17 protein-coding genes are annotated in these 17,337 nt (G+C 45.9%); 7 read left to right on the plus strand and 10 right to left on the minus strand.

Features of this window, described 5'->3' with window-relative positions; translation table 11 throughout:
- The first annotated feature begins 614 nt into the window (after positions 1–614).
- Together OM95_RS16725 and OM95_RS16730 are read left to right on the plus strand one after the other, a co-directional pair.
- On the plus strand, positions 615–2,096 hold the full coding sequence (locus tag OM95_RS16725; protein WP_041876408.1) for a nitronate monooxygenase: 1,482 nt from the start codon (positions 615–617) through the stop codon (positions 2,094–2,096).
- 162 nt (positions 2,097–2,258) lie between these two features.
- The gene (locus tag OM95_RS16730) at positions 2,259–2,777 is read left to right on the plus strand and encodes a YaeQ family protein (RefSeq protein WP_291516710.1); all 519 of its coding nucleotides are present in this window, start codon (positions 2,259–2,261) and stop codon (positions 2,775–2,777) included.
- A 28-nt stretch (positions 2,778–2,805) separates the two neighbouring features.
- Here OM95_RS16730 and OM95_RS16735 read toward each other — a convergent pair whose 3' ends face one another.
- From OM95_RS16735 to OM95_RS16750, 4 genes are all read right to left on the minus strand, one after another.
- A complete protein-coding gene (locus tag OM95_RS16735; protein WP_291516712.1) occupies positions 2,806–3,267 on the minus strand; it encodes a YaiI/YqxD family protein in 462 nt (153 codons plus the stop codon).
- A gap of 432 nt (positions 3,268–3,699) precedes the next feature.
- Entirely contained in the window at positions 3,700–4,005 is a 306-nt protein-coding gene (locus tag OM95_RS16740; protein WP_041876413.1) for a hypothetical protein, read from the minus strand.
- A gap of 136 nt (positions 4,006–4,141) precedes the next feature.
- Positions 4,142–4,672 (minus strand): hypothetical protein, encoded by a 531-nt coding sequence (locus tag OM95_RS16745; protein ID WP_041876416.1) that lies wholly within the window; start codon positions 4,670–4,672, stop codon positions 4,142–4,144.
- 183 nt (positions 4,673–4,855) lie between these two features.
- Positions 4,856–5,692 (minus strand): TIGR02147 family protein, encoded by an 837-nt coding sequence (locus tag OM95_RS16750; protein ID WP_041876418.1) that lies wholly within the window; start codon positions 5,690–5,692, stop codon positions 4,856–4,858.
- A 560-nt stretch (positions 5,693–6,252) separates the two neighbouring features.
- Between OM95_RS16750 and OM95_RS17490 the strand changes: the two genes are divergently transcribed.
- The gene (locus OM95_RS17490; protein WP_291516714.1) at positions 6,253–7,683 is read left to right on the plus strand and encodes a methyl-accepting chemotaxis protein; all 1,431 of its coding nucleotides are present in this window, start codon (positions 6,253–6,255) and stop codon (positions 7,681–7,683) included.
- Between the two features lie 47 nt (positions 7,684–7,730).
- On the opposite strand, the gene OM95_RS16760 is transcribed toward OM95_RS17490, so the two are convergent.
- Positions 7,731–8,618 (minus strand): alpha/beta hydrolase, encoded by an 888-nt coding sequence (locus OM95_RS16760; RefSeq protein ID WP_291516716.1) that lies wholly within the window; start codon positions 8,616–8,618, stop codon positions 7,731–7,733.
- A gap of 16 nt (positions 8,619–8,634) precedes the next feature.
- On the opposite strand from OM95_RS16760, the gene OM95_RS16765 reads away from it, so the two are divergent.
- Positions 8,635–9,111 carry a MarR family transcriptional regulator gene (locus tag OM95_RS16765; protein WP_291516718.1) on the plus strand — a complete coding sequence of 159 codons (477 nt, stop codon included), beginning with the start codon at positions 8,635–8,637 and terminating at the stop codon, positions 9,109–9,111.
- Between the two features lie 71 nt (positions 9,112–9,182).
- Here OM95_RS16765 and OM95_RS16770 read toward each other — a convergent pair whose 3' ends face one another.
- Both OM95_RS16770 and OM95_RS16775 read right to left on the minus strand, forming a co-directional pair.
- On the minus strand, positions 9,183–10,154 hold the full coding sequence (locus OM95_RS16770; protein WP_041876421.1) for a VWA domain-containing protein: 972 nt from the start codon (positions 10,152–10,154) through the stop codon (positions 9,183–9,185).
- A gap of 240 nt (positions 10,155–10,394) precedes the next feature.
- A complete protein-coding gene (locus OM95_RS16775) occupies positions 10,395–11,105 on the minus strand; it encodes a trypsin-like serine protease (RefSeq protein WP_041876423.1) in 711 nt (236 codons plus the stop codon).
- Positions 11,106–11,351: 246 nt separating this feature from the next.
- Here OM95_RS16775 and OM95_RS16785 point away from each other — a divergent pair, with 246 nt between their 5' ends.
- Positions 11,352–12,767 carry a hypothetical protein gene (locus tag OM95_RS16785; RefSeq protein ID WP_041876429.1) on the plus strand — a complete coding sequence of 472 codons (1,416 nt, stop codon included), beginning with the start codon at positions 11,352–11,354 and terminating at the stop codon, positions 12,765–12,767.
- A 70-nt stretch (positions 12,768–12,837) separates the two neighbouring features.
- Here OM95_RS16785 and OM95_RS16790 read toward each other — a convergent pair whose 3' ends face one another.
- Positions 12,838–13,350, minus strand: a complete 513-nt coding sequence (locus OM95_RS16790) for a hypothetical protein (protein ID WP_041876431.1) — start codon at positions 13,348–13,350, stop codon at positions 12,838–12,840.
- 95 nt (positions 13,351–13,445) lie between these two features.
- On the opposite strand from OM95_RS16790, the gene OM95_RS16795 reads away from it, so the two are divergent.
- On the plus strand, positions 13,446–14,018 hold the full coding sequence (locus tag OM95_RS16795) for a TetR-like C-terminal domain-containing protein (protein WP_041876434.1): 573 nt from the start codon (positions 13,446–13,448) through the stop codon (positions 14,016–14,018).
- A 424-nt stretch (positions 14,019–14,442) separates the two neighbouring features.
- A complete protein-coding gene (locus OM95_RS16800) occupies positions 14,443–15,366 on the plus strand; it encodes a hypothetical protein (RefSeq protein ID WP_291516720.1) in 924 nt (307 codons plus the stop codon).
- Positions 15,367–15,458: 92 nt separating this feature from the next.
- Here the strand turns inward: OM95_RS16800 and OM95_RS16805 are convergent, their stop codons facing one another.
- Both OM95_RS16805 and OM95_RS16810 read right to left on the minus strand, forming a co-directional pair.
- Complete coding sequence (locus tag OM95_RS16805; protein WP_041876438.1) at positions 15,459–16,715, minus strand: hypothetical protein; 1,257 nt, start codon at positions 16,713–16,715, stop codon at positions 15,459–15,461.
- A gap of 2 nt (positions 16,716–16,717) precedes the next feature.
- Positions 16,718–17,337, minus strand: a 620-nt coding sequence (locus OM95_RS16810; protein ID WP_041876441.1) for a hypothetical protein, incomplete at its 5' end; no start/stop codon positions are given.

Below are 17,337 nucleotides of genomic sequence, written 5' to 3' on the forward strand. Positions count from 1 at the left end.
GTTTTGGAGGAAATCACCGAGACGATGTTCTCGGTTTTTAATATTCAGAATATAAACATATTTATAATTATAAAATTTGATCTATTAAAGTTCTTCAGTCGTGTCGTGTCTGTTTAGGGAATTGCCGATCGTGCTCAGGTTAAACTGATCGCGGATACTACAAACTAATGAAGAAATTGTGACCATTTTATTTTTCATGTTTTTGAATTCGCTTCATTGTCTGGCCTTCAACTTTGACCGTGTCGGGTTTGATGTTTACGTCGTCACCAAACCCCGCGGGTCCATATAGGTTTTTGCGTCGCCAACAAAGTGGATGCCGCCTCGAGGGTTTGCACTGAGTGAATCAGAAAGCCAAGAGCTTGAAGATTTTCTTCGTGGCTTCTCAATGCAAAGAGTTTGAAAATATAGTTGAAGGCTCACGCTGGCGCCTTAGATTAAATGCCGATTTTGGAGTGCTTTAATAAATTCACTTAAGTTTATTCGCGTTGCGACGAAAATTTTCGCCGGGTTCTTAAACCTCATTCTGTTCGAGTTCAGGAAATAATACCAGTTGGACTCAGCGCGCTGTTAAGGTAAGTATTGAGACATGCTTTGGACCCCGATAAATTGCACGCATGCAATTAAGTCATCCAATTATTATTCAAGGTGGAATGGGAATCGCGGTTTCCGACTGGAAGTTGGCCAAAACCGTCTCTAAAACAGGTCAGCTCGGAGTTATCTCTGGAACGGCAATCAACTCTGTGTTGGTGCGTCGTCTTCAAGATGGTGACCTCGATGGAAATATGCGCAGGGCTCTTAAAGCTTTCCCATCGCAAAGTATTGTTCAGAAGATTCTAGACGCTTATTATATTGAAGGTGGACGCGCAGCTACTCAGCCCTACAAAAGAGCTCCTCTTTATTCCCTTGAGTCCCCCAAAGCACTTTTGCAACTCACAGTCGTCGCTTGTTTCGTAGAAGTTTGGTTGGCTCGTGAAGGGCATCGAGGCGTGATCGGTTTGAACCTGCTTGAAAAAGTTCAACTTCCCAACTTGGCCTGCCTTTACGGCGGTCTGCTTGCGGGAGTAGACTATGTGATTATGGGCGCCGGAATTCCACGTGAAATTCCTGGGGCTTTGGATCTTTTAAGTCAAAATCAAAAAGCCAGTTTAAAAATTTCTGTAGCAGGAGCTAATGAAGACTCTATCACTTACTTTGATCCGCAAGAAGTGATGGAAGACACTGTATTGGTTCCGCTCAAAAGACCTTTCTTCTTTCCAATTGTTTCGTCAGCTATTTTGGCGGCGAATCTGAAGAAAAAATCCACAGGCAGAGTCGACGGCTTTATCGTCGAAGGTCCTTTGGCCGGTGGGCACAATGCGCCTCCACGTGGTCCGATGAAATTGAATGAAAGGGGCGAACCGATTTATGGAGTTCGGGATGAAGTTTGCTTTGAAGAAATGCGTGCTCTTGAACTTCCGTTTTGGATGGCGGGAAATTATGCCACTCCTGAAAAAATGGCTGAAGTGCGCGCAATGGGTGCGCACGGTGTGCAAGTGGGAACGTTGTTTGCCTTCTCAGATGAGTCGGGTGTGAAAGAGGAAAATCGTAAAACTGCTTTGCACAATATTATGACCAAACCGTCTCCTGAGGGCGGTTGGGTCTTTACGGATCCACGTTCATCTCCAACAAATTTCCCTTTTAAAGCGGCTCGCTTCGCTGGAACTGTTTCCGAAGAGGCCTTATATCTGTCGCGCAAACGTATTTGTGATTTGGGATATCTTCGTCACGCTTATCGAAAAGAAGATGGCAGTATTGGTCAGCGTTGCCCTGCAGAGCCCGTGAAGGACTATGTAAAAAAAGGTGGCCTTGAAGAAGACACTGTCGGCAGAAAATGTTTGTGCAATGCTTTGATGGCAGATATCGGCATGGGGCAAATTCAAGCCGGTGGAGCAGAAGAGCTTCCACTTTTAACTGCGGGTGACGATTTGAATAATATCACACGCATGATTAAGCCGGGTAAGACTTCGTACAGTGCCAAAGATGTTATTAATTATTTGCTGTCGCTGGAAATGTCAGCGACTAAGTCTGGCGAACCCCCTGCGGTGGCAAGTTTATAGTCCTCTAATTTCCGAGCGCCTTTCGTGACAGATTTGATAATTCAGGGCAGTCCGAAAGGCTGCCTTTTTTATTTCTCGGGTTTTGGAACGAGTTGTCGTTCTGCGGTGGCAAGATTAAAATCGAAAATCAGTTTCTAAGATATTCAAAAATCGAGGTTTTATTTGCTCCACCGTTTCCAAATCGAACTATCAGACATTGATCGCGGTGTTTACGAATCACTCGATTTCCGTGTGGCTCAGCATCCTTCCGAAACATATCCCTATCTTCTTACGCGGGTTCTTGCTTATTGCCTGACTTACCAAGATGGTCTTGAGTTTACACCAGGTGGCCTCTCGGATCCCGAAGCGCCTGCTTTGCGAAAACTAGGAACTCACAACTCTATTGATCTATGGATTGAAATCGGAAACACCTCTGCCCGTAAACTGCACAAAGCAGCTAAGGCAGCAAAAGAAGTCATCGTTTTCACCTATAAAAATCCTCAAGCTCTGATTAGTGAAATTCGTACCAGCGAAGTTCATCGATCCAATGAAATTCTTATCTTTTCGGTAGATCCAACTTTTTTAGAAAGCCTCAGTGGGCGAGTCGAAAAAAACAATCGCTGGTCTTTATTGGTTCAACAGGGACAGTGTGACGTGACGATTGGTACTGAGACAATCACGGGTGAATTGGTGTCTCACTGACAGAGAAGCTCTCAGTAGGGCTGCGGCGTCATCGCCGCTTCAGGGATTGAATAATCTGATCTAATTTTCCCAAGAACTGTGAGCGGGCTTTTTGATCCATCGGGGCGGGGCCGCCTCGCATTTCACCCATATGTCTGAGATTTTGCATAAGCTCACGGCTAGCGACTGCGGAGCCGATATTATCTTCAGTAAACTCCGCGCCTTTCGGGCCAAGTACTCGCGCCTTCTTTTTCACACAGCGCTCAGCCAACAGAATATCTGCTGTGATCACAATATCGCGATCGGTGACACTTTCGAAAATCCAATCATCGACCGCATCAAATGCTCCCGAGACGACTTTCATTTCTACGAGCGGATCCAGTGGAACTTTCATATAACTGTTAGCGACGACATAAGTCTTAATCTTGTAGCGAGCCGCAACCTTATAGGTTTCCTCTTTAACAGGGCATGCATCCGCATCGATGTAGATTTGAATATTATTTTCCAACACGAAACAAAATTACCTTGAATACGTCATTATGGCAAAAGATTGGAGATCCGGGCGAGTAAAACGCAAAAAAAGCGCTGTTTGGTTCTGACAAAGAGAACGTAATAGATCTGGCACTGCAGCATCTTAGAAAGCCTGCAAGGCTCGCTTCTCACTGTGCGGTTTTCCCTCACCTATGAGCCCATGAAGGACTACACAATAAATATGACCTACGAGAAATTTTAAATTACGGGAAAATCAAAAAGGACTTTTTCGAGCGAGAGTGGCGAATTCGCAAAAAAAAGGGCTGGTGCGAAACACCAGCCCTTTTGTCGTAGCTCACTTGTGGAGCAGAAACAAAATCAACTTATAGCTATTGCTTAGATTCTAAATCAAAGAGTCAAAAGCCAAATTCAAGTTGATAAAATATCTGCCTGAAACTCTCATTTTTCAAATTTACCCGGCGAAGGGCATTGAAAAACTAGTAATGACACATCCATCAATGATTACAGTCATTCTGTAAGGCGAATAATTGATGTTATTCTTCATAAATTTAACATCCCAAACTTCTGCTCCGCCCTCAGAGTCATCCATATCCACAAGTTCAGTAGAAACAGACAGTGCCCCTTGTTCATCGTTATTCACCTTGAAAATCGCGGTAGCACCTTGGATCGCTTCATCTCTGCAAGTATTGTTCGTCTCACCCGCAAAAGCATTCGCGCTAATAAATAAGAAGGCCATAGTCATAATAATTCTTTTCATACTTTTCTCCTGTATATGATTTTTGAAATTTACCTTTTTAGAGCAGTCCTATACCGCTCTAATATAAAATCGTTTTTAAAGTTCTTTCGGTATTAAGAGTAAGAATCTCGCCCTGTTAATCCCAGGACATTTAGTGTTACTCGGCTGCGTCTAAAACTCCGTTATCAATTTTTCTCAACAACGAACTGATGTATTCAGCATGCTGGCGAGCACTGCGCAAATAGTCTAGGCTCTTATCGATATTTGAACAGGAATCCTGAGCCCCGTTAAGAGCCTTGACGTAGCTCTTTGTGGATTCGGTCAGATTCGCAGCCAATTGATCTTCAACCTGAACTTCTTTCGCTGTAGGATCCTCGCCTTCGGCCAAAGCAGAAATGAGGATGGATTTGGAAAAAATATGCGCTTCAATGGAGCCACAATTTTCCCGACTCAACTTACTCTTTGACGACACAGAGAAGAAACCCAGGGACTTATAAGCTTCAGCCCGCCGTCCGGTCTCCTTTTCCAACGACTTCAGATCAGCCGCTTCAATGCTAAAGATCTTCTTCAGCATAAAAAGTTTCGTCGAGGTGGGCTTCACTGGCTCCGTACCGGAACCAATATCAGAACCACCTGCATGTACGTTCATCCCCAACATCAAGATCAGGGCAGGAATCATAGTTTTCATATTCAATCTCCTTAGTTGTTCACCAGCTTATGGGGATGATCAAAATGCGCCCAGGAAGTCAGGTTACTGTGTTTGACAGGATCCATTGCAAGCGCTGGACCCAGTCTCAAACAAACTATATTGAAGGTGAGATGAATAGTGATTTGTCAGGCACCGCCAAGGTCGGCCATGGTGTGGAGAATTTTACAATTTGAGCACGACTGGTTCAGTCCAAGGGAAAGCATTGAAATTGAGCTGATACAGGCGCCTTCCTTCCATCGCACCGGTATTGAATTTAGAAAAGACTGCTGTGGCAAATTCATTCAGATCCTGAAGATACTCCAAATACTCAGTCTCACTCAGAGCGACACTCAAAGCTCTGTAGTGGCGCTGCTCGGGCGGTAATTGCTGGGCCTGTATCGCGCGCTCAAGACTGGCTTTATGATACCGCTGTAGAGCCAAACTCTGACTCCGGTCTTTGACACGAACAACATCATGGACGGCCTGCCATCGACCCTCCGTTCTCACAACCAGTTCCGCCAATTCCAAAGACTCCAGCAAGTCCTGAATCTCTTTGCTGGAAACACCCAGCACCTGTGCCAGAGCTTCCGCAGTTCCAGGGATGTCTGAAAAACTAAGAAGGTTTCTGACCACCACTGATAGGGGGTTCGCGAGAAGCTCATCCGGGGGAGCCACATCTTCGACCTCCAGCGAACGCCGAAGGAGTTGCGTGAGTTTACGCCCATATAAGTTTCGCTGGGCTTCTTGTTTCGTCTGCGTGTACAAAACAAGCAGTAGGAAGTACTCCCGATCCGTCTCGCTAAGCTGAAAGAACTCGCAAAGTCTCTGAGCCAGGACATCTGAAATCTTTCTTTGCCCCAGAACGGCAAACCGAAGGTACGATTTGCTGGCCACGCCTAGCTTCTGGGCCCAAATTTCATAAGAGAAATCACCTGACTTTTTGAGATATTGATAAGAGTCCTGCAAAAACTGATAAATATTAAGATAGGATTTTACGTCCGGGTGATTAGATTCACTCATAAGACCTCCGCGATCTTATTGCATCAACTAATTGCACCTCTGTAAAGATCGGCGACGTGCTTCTTTTGTAAACGCATTAAACAGATTACTCTTGATCCAACGAAGGGAGATAAACCTTCGCCGGTCCCGTTGCGCAGACAGAAGACTTTTACCTTTTCTTCGAAGCATGAACCTAGCTTGAATTAGTGGACAGAGTGGTCGTTGATGCTTTCGGTGGGTTGTCGACGGCGTGTCCCGAGGGGGCGGGAGAGTGCAACATAATAGGTATTTTTATTCCGATCCCATAAGACTAGCAAAAGGGTAGACGCCTCAGGAAAAGTGACTCTTTAGCGGCGTTTTATCATTCTTTATTGAAGAGGTTCTCGCTTTTGGTCTTCAGTTATTCTTTTTCAGGACGATAAGACCGGACACCTAGTGCGAGGAGTCTTATGTTGTCGCGTTTATCCCTAAATTTCAGAATCATTAGTCTGTCTTGTGCCATTTCCATGGTCACGACGCTAATAATCTCAGTGGTTGCTTATCACCAATCCAAGAAACAAGTCACCTCGCTGGGGGGAGAAATGTTCACCAAAATCAATCATGATGTGATTGGCTTTATGGATGCTCTAAACGCACAAGTCGTGGCGGGTAAGCTCACACTTGACGAAGCGAAAGACACAGTTCGTACATATATTAATGGACCTCTTCTGAGTGATGGCAGTCGTGATATCAAAAAAACAAAGCTTTCCACTGATCAATTTATGTATGTGTGGGCCTTTAGCGGCAAAAAGCAAGGTCTGGTGGAAATGCATCCTTTTCCACTCGAGGGAAAAAGTATCTGGGACTATAGTGTCGAGGGAAAATATACTGTTCGCGACAGTTGGGGTAATGTAAATAATGTGGGAAAAACTTTTCACGAACTCTGGCAAAATCCGGGCGAGCCAGTTTATACATTCTTGGCTTATCAAAGCTATTTTGAGCCTTGGGACTGGGTTGTCGGTGTAGGGGCGCGCGAAGAGCTTCTTTATCAGGCGCGTTTGGCTGAAGCTCGAAATGAAATTCTTTTTTATGCGGCCTTTATCTTTATCTTCTCTTTTGCGATCTCTTGGTGGATCGCTAATAAGATTTCCAGTGAAGTTAAAAAGACAGCCAAGAGTCTCACGGACGGAGCAAATGCCGTTTTTGCATCATCTCAGCAAATCGCAAACTCAGCGCAGGCACTTTCGCAAACAGCTACTGAGCAAGCCTCATCCCTAGAAGAGACTGTTGCCTCAATGGAAGAACTGACTTCTATGGTCCGAATGAATACTGACAACAGTAGCCAAGCTGCTACTTTGGCGAGTTCGACACGAGATGTGGCGCAAAAAGGCGAAAGAGAGATTAAGATTCTTATCGATTCTATTCACAGTATTTCCGCTGATTCTAAGAAGATCGAGGAAATCACTGGCGTCATCGATGATATTGCCTTTCAGACGAATCTTTTGGCTTTAAATGCGGCCGTCGAAGCGGCTCGGGCAGGTGAACAGGGTAAAGGCTTTGCCGTGGTCGCGGATGCCGTGCGCACTCTGGCGCAAAGAAGTTCTATCGCGGCAAAAGATATCGCGGATTTAATTAAAAAGAGTGTCGAGAAAATCGAAGCCGGCAGTCGTCAAGCTGGTCAGAGTGGCGCTGTTTTGACGGAAATTGTTGAATCTGTCAGAAAAGTTTCGGATCTGAACAACGAAATCGCGACGGCCAGCCAAGAGCAAAATGCAGGTATCTCTCAAATCAGTAAAGCCATGAATCAAATGGATCAGGTGACTCAGGTCAATGCGGCCTCTTCTGAAGAAGCTGCAGCTGCTGCGGAAGAGTTGTCAGCTCTTTCTTCGACTCTGCGGGGCAACGTTGTTGCTTTGGAAAAAGTGATTTTTGGCTCCGAGATTGAAGGTTCGCCAGTTAAGGTTGTAAACATTTCTTCAAAGACATCACAGAATTCGGAGCACAAAGCCTCGGGATCGAGTCAGGTGGCTTAGAGTAAAGTGCGTCGTGGCAGAGAGAGCGAACTACAAAGTGAGAAATATCACGAGTTCTCCTTTGCAGTTTGATCGATCCAATTTTTAAATTCATGGTAAAATTCCAGAGCCTGCTCTGTTTGCGGATTGTGGGCACTTTTCTCAAAAATACGCACAGTGAGTTTTTGGAATAGGGGACGATACTGATTCCAGGTCCAGCTCGGGGCGACTTGATAGTCAAGTCGCCCTAACATCAAAAGAACCGGCACTTTGAGATCAGGCAACCCCTCTTCAATTTTGATGTCCCGAAAGACTTCCCCGAAAAGATGATCTATCGCTGGCATATAGGTCTGTACTCCTTTCCAGAGCTCATCAATATCGAAATTCCAATCATTCCAGGCGCGCGTCCTCATACCTTTGCAGAACAAAACGAAACGATCCTCGGGAGAGTTCGCAATCTGTCTCTCCATGTTTTGGCAATCCATCTCGAATTGGTCCTTGCGTGCTGTGCAGACACTTTCGGTCCAGTTTCGTTCAGCCTCCTGCATGTGAGAGCCATGGCTAGGCCCTGTCGCCACTAGGCACACGTGACTTACCGACCCAGGGTATCTCTTGGCGTATTCAAGAGCCATATAGCCATGGGCTGAGTGCCCCAATATAGCAATGGGCCCCAGCTTCATCTCGGCACGGAAACGTTCGATATCAGACATAAGAGTCGCCAGGGAGTAGTCTGCTTCTGTCACACTCCCCGAGGGATTTGAAAATCCGCGATGATCCATATAAATCATACGGAAATTCTGATTCATCTGAGGATGGAATGAGCGACTGTAGTAAAGCGCACTTCCCACGACTAGACACACGGGACCAGATCCCTCCGTATCTCGAAATTGCAGTGTGAACGGTCCTGCCTGAAATAGGCCTTCTTTCACAGGTCCTCCTTGATTTAGTTGCATCATACAACTATTTGGTTGTATGATGCAACTAAATGGAGAAGCGATGAACAATTACGAGACACTTCATCAACTTGTTGGGATCCAAATGAGTAAAACCATGCTCAGCATGAAACGTCATATTATTGCGGAGTTCGCCAAAGTTGACAGCGAAATGTCATTTGAGGACTGGATGAATCTTCTTCCTGTCATTGAAAGCGAGACAATTTCCCAGAAGGATCTGGCGCAGATTCTGGGGAAAGACAAAACCACTATTTCTCGCCTCATCAACCAGTGGGAAAAATATCAATTTGTTGAGCGCATCAAAAGCACGCAGGATCAAAGGGTCAACGTCCTAAAAATGACCAAGCAGGCAAAGAAAATCCACCAAAAACTCCGTCCTCTTTTTGATCGCGGGGATGAGGACTTCACAAGGAATCTATCTAAAGCAGAAGTGCTTCAGTTAATGAAAATTCTTGAAAAAATCAGCGCTGGACTCGGTGGGAAAGACGTTCTTTGAAGGCGAGGTGGGCTTATCTTCGCAGGGTGAGAAATTAAAAAGCCCTCCGAAGAGGGCTTTTTAAATGAACTTTATTTCCAAGCTTTGGGGATGAAGCTGACGATCAGTTCGTCGCCGGTCATGGTGGACCAGTCGATCTTGTCGCCAAGGATAACAGCATTTTTGGCAGAGTCGTAGACCCAGCCAGAATGCATGTCTCCGGCAACCAATGTTGTGTTTCCGAAAGTTACGACAATGCTGCTGACGTCAGGAACTGCTGTCAGAGGAATTTCTTGAGTGACTTGACCAGACAGGCCTGCGCCAAGTTGGCCTAATTGTTGTCCAAAGTTTTGGGCGCAAAGGCTGATGACTTTGCCATTAAGAAGTTTGGTTGCCGTTTCGATACGGTCATTTTGTTCTTCCGATGTTGGGCAAGATTTATCATTGGCCATAACTTGGATGGAAGCCATTGTTACTTGGTTCGGATTTGCTTTTAAGGCCTTCAGAAAATTCGTGAATACGGCCGGCGTGACTTGCGCCGAGCTTTGATCTCCCGCATCTGTCAACATCACGATAGCCAGATGAGCGTTCGGTCGCAAAAAGCCGGGATGGTCTTGTGACAACATTGGTTCAGACAAAGCCGCGATCGCCGTATCAAAAGGCTTTTCTTCCGCACTTCCCTGAGTTCCCACATTCAGATTTGCAGCCAAAGTACCTAAGAAGTCACTTTGTGTGCTGTCGGCAATCTTAATGCTGCCGTTGAATTTACCAGAGCAGACTTTGACATAGGAACAGTCTGCCGAAGTTGTTGTGACACCGGCCTGAACATGGACACCGTTTTTAAGGGCGGCTTTTGTCAAAGCGGGAATATTCGCGATCAAGTTCTTTTGGTGTTCACCCATGCTACCCGAATCGTCGATAACGAACAGAACATCGAGTTCGCTGATCTGAGGTTGAACATGAATTTCAACTCTTCCAGGAAATGCAAAAGTCGTTTTTGTGATTTGAGCTGCTTGAGCCCCAGAAAAACCTGCCAAGAATAGTACAAGAATAAGTGAACGCATTCGTCCTCCTTTGGTTTGGGTCAGAAGCTAGAGGGAGGTTGGAATGGATTCAAGATGAATCTCGACCAAACACTTTATGAACGTATTAAAAGAAATTTACGCCACTTTTAGGCGACAGAATGCGTCGGAAAGGAGGCTCCTATGCTTAAATAGTCAAACGCTCTGTGTCCTTGAAATGATTAATGCGACACATGTTGGCGAATTGCCGGGAGATCAAGCTTCTATCTTTGCTGATGAAAACTACAATGGATAGCTCAACAAAATCTGTTGCAGGAAAGTTTTATTGGGGCCGGTCAATGAAATGCCGGAATTGAATTTTCCATTTCCTTGAGTGTGGACACCGAAAATCAAACTTTTACCTTGAGCATCTCCGATAATCAGGGCGCTGCCACTCATGCCGCCAAAAGTGTCGCAAGTATACTGAGGGCGATAGGGGACAAGATGAGGAACGTAGAAGTTACAAACCACCACCCATAAAGAGTTGTGGGCCTTGTCGCCGGGAAATCCCGTTATGCTCCCTGAAGATTCAACGCCTCCCAGGGGTGAATTGCGGGGAGCCAGTCCCTGCAGATCCCAAGCAAGAGAAAGCCAGCCGGTTTTTAAACCCAGAGGCTCTTTCAAAACCAAAACGGCAATGTCTTGACCGTAGTCGCCTTGAAGAAAGGCACTGTTCACATGAATCTTTTCAATTTCGACAGGGCCGTAAGCGCTATTGAAATTCTTCGCTAGCATCCATGTGCGAGTTTCCAGATCAAAAACACAGTGAGCTGCTGTGAGTACAAGACGAGGACTAATCATCGTACCCGTGCAGAAGTTTTCAATCTGGCCAAAAACCCGAAATGCAGGAGCCTTGGGGTCGCTCACTTGCATGCGACTGATGTCTCCGATGACCGCAGCTTGAGCATTAGAAAGCAAGAGCAGGCTCAGAAAGTATAGTATGTGTTTGGTCATGTATTTTCCTTTGTCACCAGATCGCAATCTCGATGGAAATAGCAAATATGAGTCCATCCTCCGGGACGAAATAAGGGGGGTGACTGTTTAAGCTTTTGACAGAGATTCTTTTGGCGTGCCGCAAAGCGGCCGAGGTGTTCGCCTAGGTAACTGAGACTTTTTTCGAGAGGCAAAAAAATAAAAAAAACAACGGGATGTCTGATACAACCTTGGTTACGACCTTTTGAAAAGCGCTGGAGGCTGTCCATGTTCATGAACTTTAAGTATCTGCTTGTCCTGTTTTCGCTGGCAACAATGCCTTTAAGCAGCTTTGCGGCTGTGTTTGGCCCGCCTTTTCATTTCAAGGATGGTCAGTCTCACGAACGAAAAGATATTAAGAAGAAAATAAAGTCTTTTCGTGTGCAGACATCTCGCAATCCACTTCCACCACTCGTGTATGTTGATACCAGCGACGTGAAGCTGGTGATGTTCACCGAGATTGCAGAGATTTTGGAAAGAGCCACGCAACCCCATTGGACCCCGGTCTCGTCGGCCTATGCGAAAAATTGCCCGACGCACATTTTGAAAAGTCAGATGCCAATGCCGGTCGTGAACTCTTTAGAGCCTCGTTGCGAAAGTCTGGATCAGCGCTTACGAGCTTATTTAAGCGAACCTGTTTTGAGAGGCTGTCGTCAAACTTATCAACCCGAATCTTTTGTAGAGTCGAGAGGTCCGGGGGCCGTGAGCGAAAACGATTTGCAAAGTCTTGAGGGACTTCTGGCAGTTCCCCTAGAGGCACTACGTAAAGTTAATTTGCCGACCAACTTACTAAGTCAAGAGGATCAAAATCAACTGCGGGAAATCATCGTGAAAGTTCGCGCCGAAGCGATCAAATATCATATCGATTCCGAACGACGGGCTTTGACAGAGTTGCTTGCCTCGCTACAAAACTCAGAAGAATGTTACGGAGAAGAGGCGAAGGCCTCTCTTTACGCGACTTTCTATCAACTCTATAAAGAAGTCACTGATGCTGGCGTCTACATTCAAGACCTCGAAGCGCGGGGGCTTTCGCAAGCCATGGCAGATCGCCAGCGGGTTCTGCAAAGTGGCAGACAGCGAAGCTCTCTTCCTTTTCCCACGCTGACGGATAAAAATCGTCAGTTTATCTCCATGTATTTGGGCGGAGTTTACTGGCGTATGCGTGGTGGTGGTTTGGTTTCAGAACCCCAAGGGACTCAGAAGACTCGTTACTGGTATAATTATTTACCGATGAAAATGATTGGCTATATTAACGGTGGCTCTGACGGTGAAATCGCTGGCGAATTGATGTTCCTGCAAATATTCCAAGGTTGGGGCGAGTGGATGGATATGGGGCGCACCGCTGGTGGTAAGGATGCGTACTACGATCTCACTTACATGACAGATCGAGGTGTGGATCAGGTGAATCCGCTGATGATGGCGCTGGCGTTGAAGGGATACGAAACTGCGGATCTTTCTATCGGTGGTATGCAAATGGGAGCTTGTTACTATTTCGCGTGGGACAGACTTCCTCGTTTCACTTTGGGAGCTGACTTGACGGCGCCTTATGCGGGCTTCATTGATGGTCCTACGGCCGTCGGTGAACTTTGCACAGGAGCTTCGATTTCTTTGGGGCTTAGCAAAACTCTTTTGAATGGTAAATAGGCCGCGGCCGTGCATGGGCTTGGCGCAAAACGCCGAGCCTTTCTTCCGGTCGCCGCCATTTTAACTAGAACTAAAACTGATAGCCAAGATGAACTGTCGGAAAGACGTTCACCTTTGGGAATTCATAGCTCTTGCTTGAGAACTGAAGAGTCGGCGGGTCGATAACATAATCAAAGCCAATCCAAGGACTGATGTAAAACCCATTTTGCCCCCATCTATATCCGAACTGCACGCCCACGGAGTTGATGGTGGTATTTTGCTTCTCATAAGTTGTGGTTTGTTCAATTTCAAACTCATTAGTGCCTCCGCTCACTCCCCAATAGGCACCGTCTAAGCGGCTTCCATGATAATTGATCTTCACGCCATAACCCTTGAAGCGGGTATTGAAGCCGTCATGTGGTTCCGCAAAATCGGGGAAATCCATACCGAAGGCTCCCAGATCTATAGAAAACCCGTAACTAGATTGATAGATGAGATGTCCCGAGTAACCTTTGGCTAAATACGCCAACGGGTCAACTTCGAGGGCCCATTGCGCTTGGGCGGAAGAACTCAGGAATAACAGAAGCAGTATTTTTTTTAACATGTGAGTGACCTTTCTTTTAACCTAATAGCATTAGGTTTTTAACTAATAGTATTAGTTTTTCTTGAAAAAGCAAGAGCGTGTGCTAAATTAAGATTATGGCACGACCTAAGGGTGACAGTTTAACCGCAGATGAAATTGTGAACCGAATCATTTCAGAGATGAATTTGACCACGTTGGATTCACTTTCCATGGCTGAGATCGCCAAGTGTCTGGGGATCAAAACACCTTCTTTGTATAGCCACTTCGAAAACCTGTCTGATATTAAGAATCAGATCACTCTGCTCGGCTTACGCAATATGGCTCGCGATCTGGAAGTGTCTTTACAAACGCCTAAAGAAAACAATGACCTTAAGGCTTTTATGAAAGCGTACCGAAAGTTCGCCCATCTAAATCCGTTGCTCTTCAATGCAACTCAATATGGGATACGCTCGCGAGACCCCAATGTTTTAAAGGCCGCCCACCGAATTGTTGAACTGGCGATTCTGGCTTTGCAGGAGTACCGAATTTCTCAGGAATATCTGATCCATGCTGTAAGAACTTTGCGCAGTCTGCTCAATGGCTTTATAAATTTAGAATTAGAAGGTGGTTTTCAACGGAAAGAAAACACGGATCAATCCTTCACTGTCTTGATTGACTTTACTTTAAGTGGTTTGAAAGCCTTTAAATGATTTCTGCATCATAAAAAGACTGGGATGTGTTGACTGGATGTTCCACCTGACCCGTCCAATTTCGACACAGATTGCAAGCATCATTCTTTTTACAGGACCACCTTCCGAGCGCAAATTTAAGGAAGTTTCGCCTGGCCCCATGTTTGCTCTTCTTTAGTAAGCAACAACGAGAGAAAGTTCCGCGGGGGCGGAATATCAGATCTGAGGGTGGGTTGTGAGCCAAGTTGAAAGTAATGCTGAATCAGACGTAAAGTTCCCGGTGAAGATTTTGACATCTGTCTTGGCTGTTTTCACTTTGATCACCGTATCATATATAAACGCCTCTTGGGCGGTCCCGTCTCAAAAATGCTCTGTGCATCTATCTCATAAAGAAAATTTTCGAAAATTGAAATTGACTGCGAATTCCGATAGACAGTGTCAAAGTATGTTGTCCTCCTTAGAGGCTTCAGTTCTTCTCGGTGCAAAGGCCTGCTTGTTGTCTCAAAATGTATCTTCGCAAAAAGCAGACGAGCTTATTGCCACGAAAGTTTGCAGTACGGAGAAGGGGAGCAATCTTAAAGACATCTCTGCCGTCGCTGAAAAAATCAACGAACAAAACAATCTCACCGTTGCTGAGATGAATCAGGCAGCCAAGAAGAAGTATCAGGCCTTGTTGAACCAAAATGAGCTTGGGAATTGGGAGCGTTGTTTTACTGACTCGCAATCGCAAAAGTCTATGAAAGATTATTTGGCGAAACTTTCAACTGAACTTCCATCTGATAGCTGGAATTCTGCCGCGCAGTCTAAGACTGTTTCTTCGGATGGCGGCTTTTGGGAGCGGGGGGCTGACATGGATCCGATGGCGAAGACTTTGATTTCTGGCGTCGCCGGCGCGGCTCTGTGGCGTATGCGAGGCGGAGGCTTTTTCAGGACAGGAAATACTCAAGTGACCCGATTGCTTTCAACAGCTGGCTTTGCTGCTTTGGGTGCTTTTAATGGCGGACGCGATGGCTTGATTGCAGGAGCCCTCATGTTTCCATCGATGACGTTGGGTTACTGGCATACTTCGGATTCAGGAAGAGATGGCGATCGTTCTAAATGGACGGAAATCGCGATCATGTCAGGACGAGGTGTTTTACAAACCTCCTTAGGGGGAGCTTATCTTTGGTCTCAAGGATATGGCCCTGGCTTTTTAGCTTCGGGAGCCGCTATGGGGCCCTGCTATGGGGCTTCATGGCAAGCGTTTAAAAATAAGAAAGTTATGCCGGAAGTGGGTTTTATTGATGGTCCCACCTCGATGGGCGAAGTCTGTTCGGGCGCCGCATTTGGATTGGGCTTAGCGGCGACTTTAAATTATGGGAAAAAATAGTTACGGAATAAGTGGGCATTTTCAGAGATTGAAAGTGCTTCAAGTGAATACCTGAAGCACCCGTATTGAGCCTGATATACAAAAGGATTTGGTTAGCGCGCATCCTTCTGTTTTAGACTTAGCATTCCCGCCATATACCAAGTTCGATCAAAAATATTCGTGTCGGAATATGAGTAGCAGAACTTCTCTTCAATGGTGCCATCGTTAATACGTAAGGAACGTGAACTGAGAAGCGGTTTGCCGTTGAAAACCGTCTTACGATACGACGTCAACATAAGTCCCAGGGAACCTTGATCTTCCAAAGACGCTATCGTAACGGGACTTCCACTAATTTGCGAATTATCCTGGATCAAAAATGTCGAAGACGTGCTTTCAAAACCATCCGCAAGGCTTAAGCGGGCCATCTCCTGCCCTTGCGAACAAGCTCGACCGCAGCGGCCTGAAAGTATTTTTTCGCCGCTATCACTCAACAAGGAACCATAGTTTATATCCAGCTTGACGACGTCGAAGCGGAAAGGCTCAACTTCCGTAGCCCATAACCAGTTGGGATTGTTTTTATTCTGAGCGGTCCAAGCCAGTTTTTCCGCGACGGTGATATCTTCCGCCCTACGTCCAAGTTGGGTTGTTATAGAGTTGAACTGACGACTTACACAAAGACCATACTTGGGAAGTGACTTCAATTCGCTTATATCTTCGATAGCAACGCTATTAGTGTAGTAGTTGTTTTCAAGACGCTGGAAGTATTCGTGACCTACCCATTTGGGGTTAGGCAAGGGAGTTCCACTTGTCACCGTGGCTTTCTCGGTGCCTTTCATGTAGCACACGGAACGACGTTTTAAAAAACCTTCGGCCTCTGTTCGAGAGATAATCAGTTCATCCGAAGTTCCCGCGACTCTTTTAATTTTGTAGCGGGAAGTTTTTGCGAAGTGAGCCATCGTAAAAGAAACTGTGCCCTCAGTTTCTCCCGGTAAGCTGGCTTCTAAATAGGCTGTCTTGATGTCTTTGTCGAGGTCTAAAAGGCCTCTATTGCTAGACTCATCGACCAGGACAACCTTCGTGATATCCCTGATACCTAAAGGACCATCTTGGCGCTGCAAGTTTAGAACTCGAAGGGCTGCATTGACGGGACGGGAGTTGCGACCGTCGAAACAGTAGCCTGTATAGTCTTTCCCTGCGATATCAGCGAGGTTTGTGTCGCGGGCTTCGCGGTCGAAATAGTTCAGAAGAGTCTGCTCCTTAACTTTGTTCGGACTCGTCATTGTGGTGACTTTTCTAAGATCAAGAGGCTCGGCTTGGCATATATGAGTCGCCGTGAGGATGGTAAATAGTGAGGTTTTAAAAAGATTCATGACTAGTCCTTTTTTAAATTGATCGTAAATTCAAATGCACTGGATCTGGCGTGAAGCCTTCTTCCATTGCTGCCGAAATCCCACTCGGTTGCAAATTTCAGGTGCAATTTTTTCGTGACGTTATTTCCATTTAAATAGGCGGCCAGATCCTTAGATCCTAAAAGGCCGTAGGTGTTACCCTGGGTTGTCATTGGAATAAAAACTTCTCCCACGAAGAAGGGATTGCCATCGATGAGACCCATTTGTTGTAAAGAGACTCTGACAAAAGTTTCATTCAAATGAAGATCCTGAAGACGACGGGCAAACGACTCATCATGACGATAGTGCAGCTCTAGATAAGGCGTTACGTCGGTTTTAGCAGTCCGTTGCAGGTTTCTATTTTGGTTGGCGTCACATTGAATGAAGTAAACATAGAAGGTCCCTTTAAGAAATGCTTGTTCTCGTTCATGAACGATCTCGAACCGGGGCTTTTGTGATTCAGTTCTCAAAAGACCCATGCCTATGTTGCCAATTCGCGTATCTCGAGCAAACTCTTCGCAAAGATGAGGCTTACCTAAAATAGAAATAGACTCATAAACCACCGCCGCCGGAGCCTTTGCGGGCAGCCACGAAAAAATCCAAA

The sequence above is a fragment of the Bdellovibrio sp. ArHS genome, assembly GCF_000786105.1.
Lineage (GTDB): Bacteria > Bdellovibrionota > Bdellovibrionia > Bdellovibrionales > Bdellovibrionaceae > Bdellovibrio.

Bases quoted from the DNA above. Each gene is read 5' to 3' on its own strand.
- OM95_RS16725 (WP_041876408.1), top strand. From the start codon at position 615: ATGCAATTAAGTCATCCAATTATTATTCAAGGTGGAATGGGAATCGCG.
- OM95_RS16740 (WP_041876413.1), bottom strand. From the start codon at position 4,005: ATGAAAAGAATTATTATGACTATGGCCTTCTTATTTATTAGCGCGAAT.
- OM95_RS16745 (WP_041876416.1), bottom strand. From the start codon at position 4,672: ATGAAAACTATGATTCCTGCCCTGATCTTGATGTTGGGGATGAACGTA.
- OM95_RS16750 (WP_041876418.1), bottom strand. From the start codon at position 5,692: ATGAGTGAATCTAATCACCCGGACGTAAAATCCTATCTTAATATTTAT.
- OM95_RS17490 (WP_291516714.1), top strand. From the start codon at position 6,253: ATGTTCACCAAAATCAATCATGATGTGATTGGCTTTATGGATGCTCTA.
- OM95_RS16760 (WP_291516716.1), bottom strand. From the start codon at position 8,618: ATGATGCAACTAAATCAAGGAGGACCTGTGAAAGAAGGCCTATTTCAG.
- OM95_RS16765 (WP_291516718.1), top strand. From the start codon at position 8,635: ATGATGCAACTAAATGGAGAAGCGATGAACAATTACGAGACACTTCAT.
- OM95_RS16770 (WP_041876421.1), bottom strand. From the start codon at position 10,154: ATGCGTTCACTTATTCTTGTACTATTCTTGGCAGGTTTTTCTGGGGCT.
- OM95_RS16775 (WP_041876423.1), bottom strand. From the start codon at position 11,105: ATGACCAAACACATACTATACTTTCTGAGCCTGCTCTTGCTTTCTAAT.
- OM95_RS16785 (WP_041876429.1), top strand. From the start codon at position 11,352: ATGTTCATGAACTTTAAGTATCTGCTTGTCCTGTTTTCGCTGGCAACA.
- OM95_RS16790 (WP_041876431.1), bottom strand. From the start codon at position 13,350: ATGTTAAAAAAAATACTGCTTCTGTTATTCCTGAGTTCTTCCGCCCAA.
- OM95_RS16795 (WP_041876434.1), top strand. From the start codon at position 13,446: ATGGCACGACCTAAGGGTGACAGTTTAACCGCAGATGAAATTGTGAAC.
- OM95_RS16800 (WP_291516720.1), top strand. From the start codon at position 14,443: ATGTTGTCCTCCTTAGAGGCTTCAGTTCTTCTCGGTGCAAAGGCCTGC.
- OM95_RS16805 (WP_041876438.1), bottom strand. From the start codon at position 16,715: ATGAATCTTTTTAAAACCTCACTATTTACCATCCTCACGGCGACTCAT.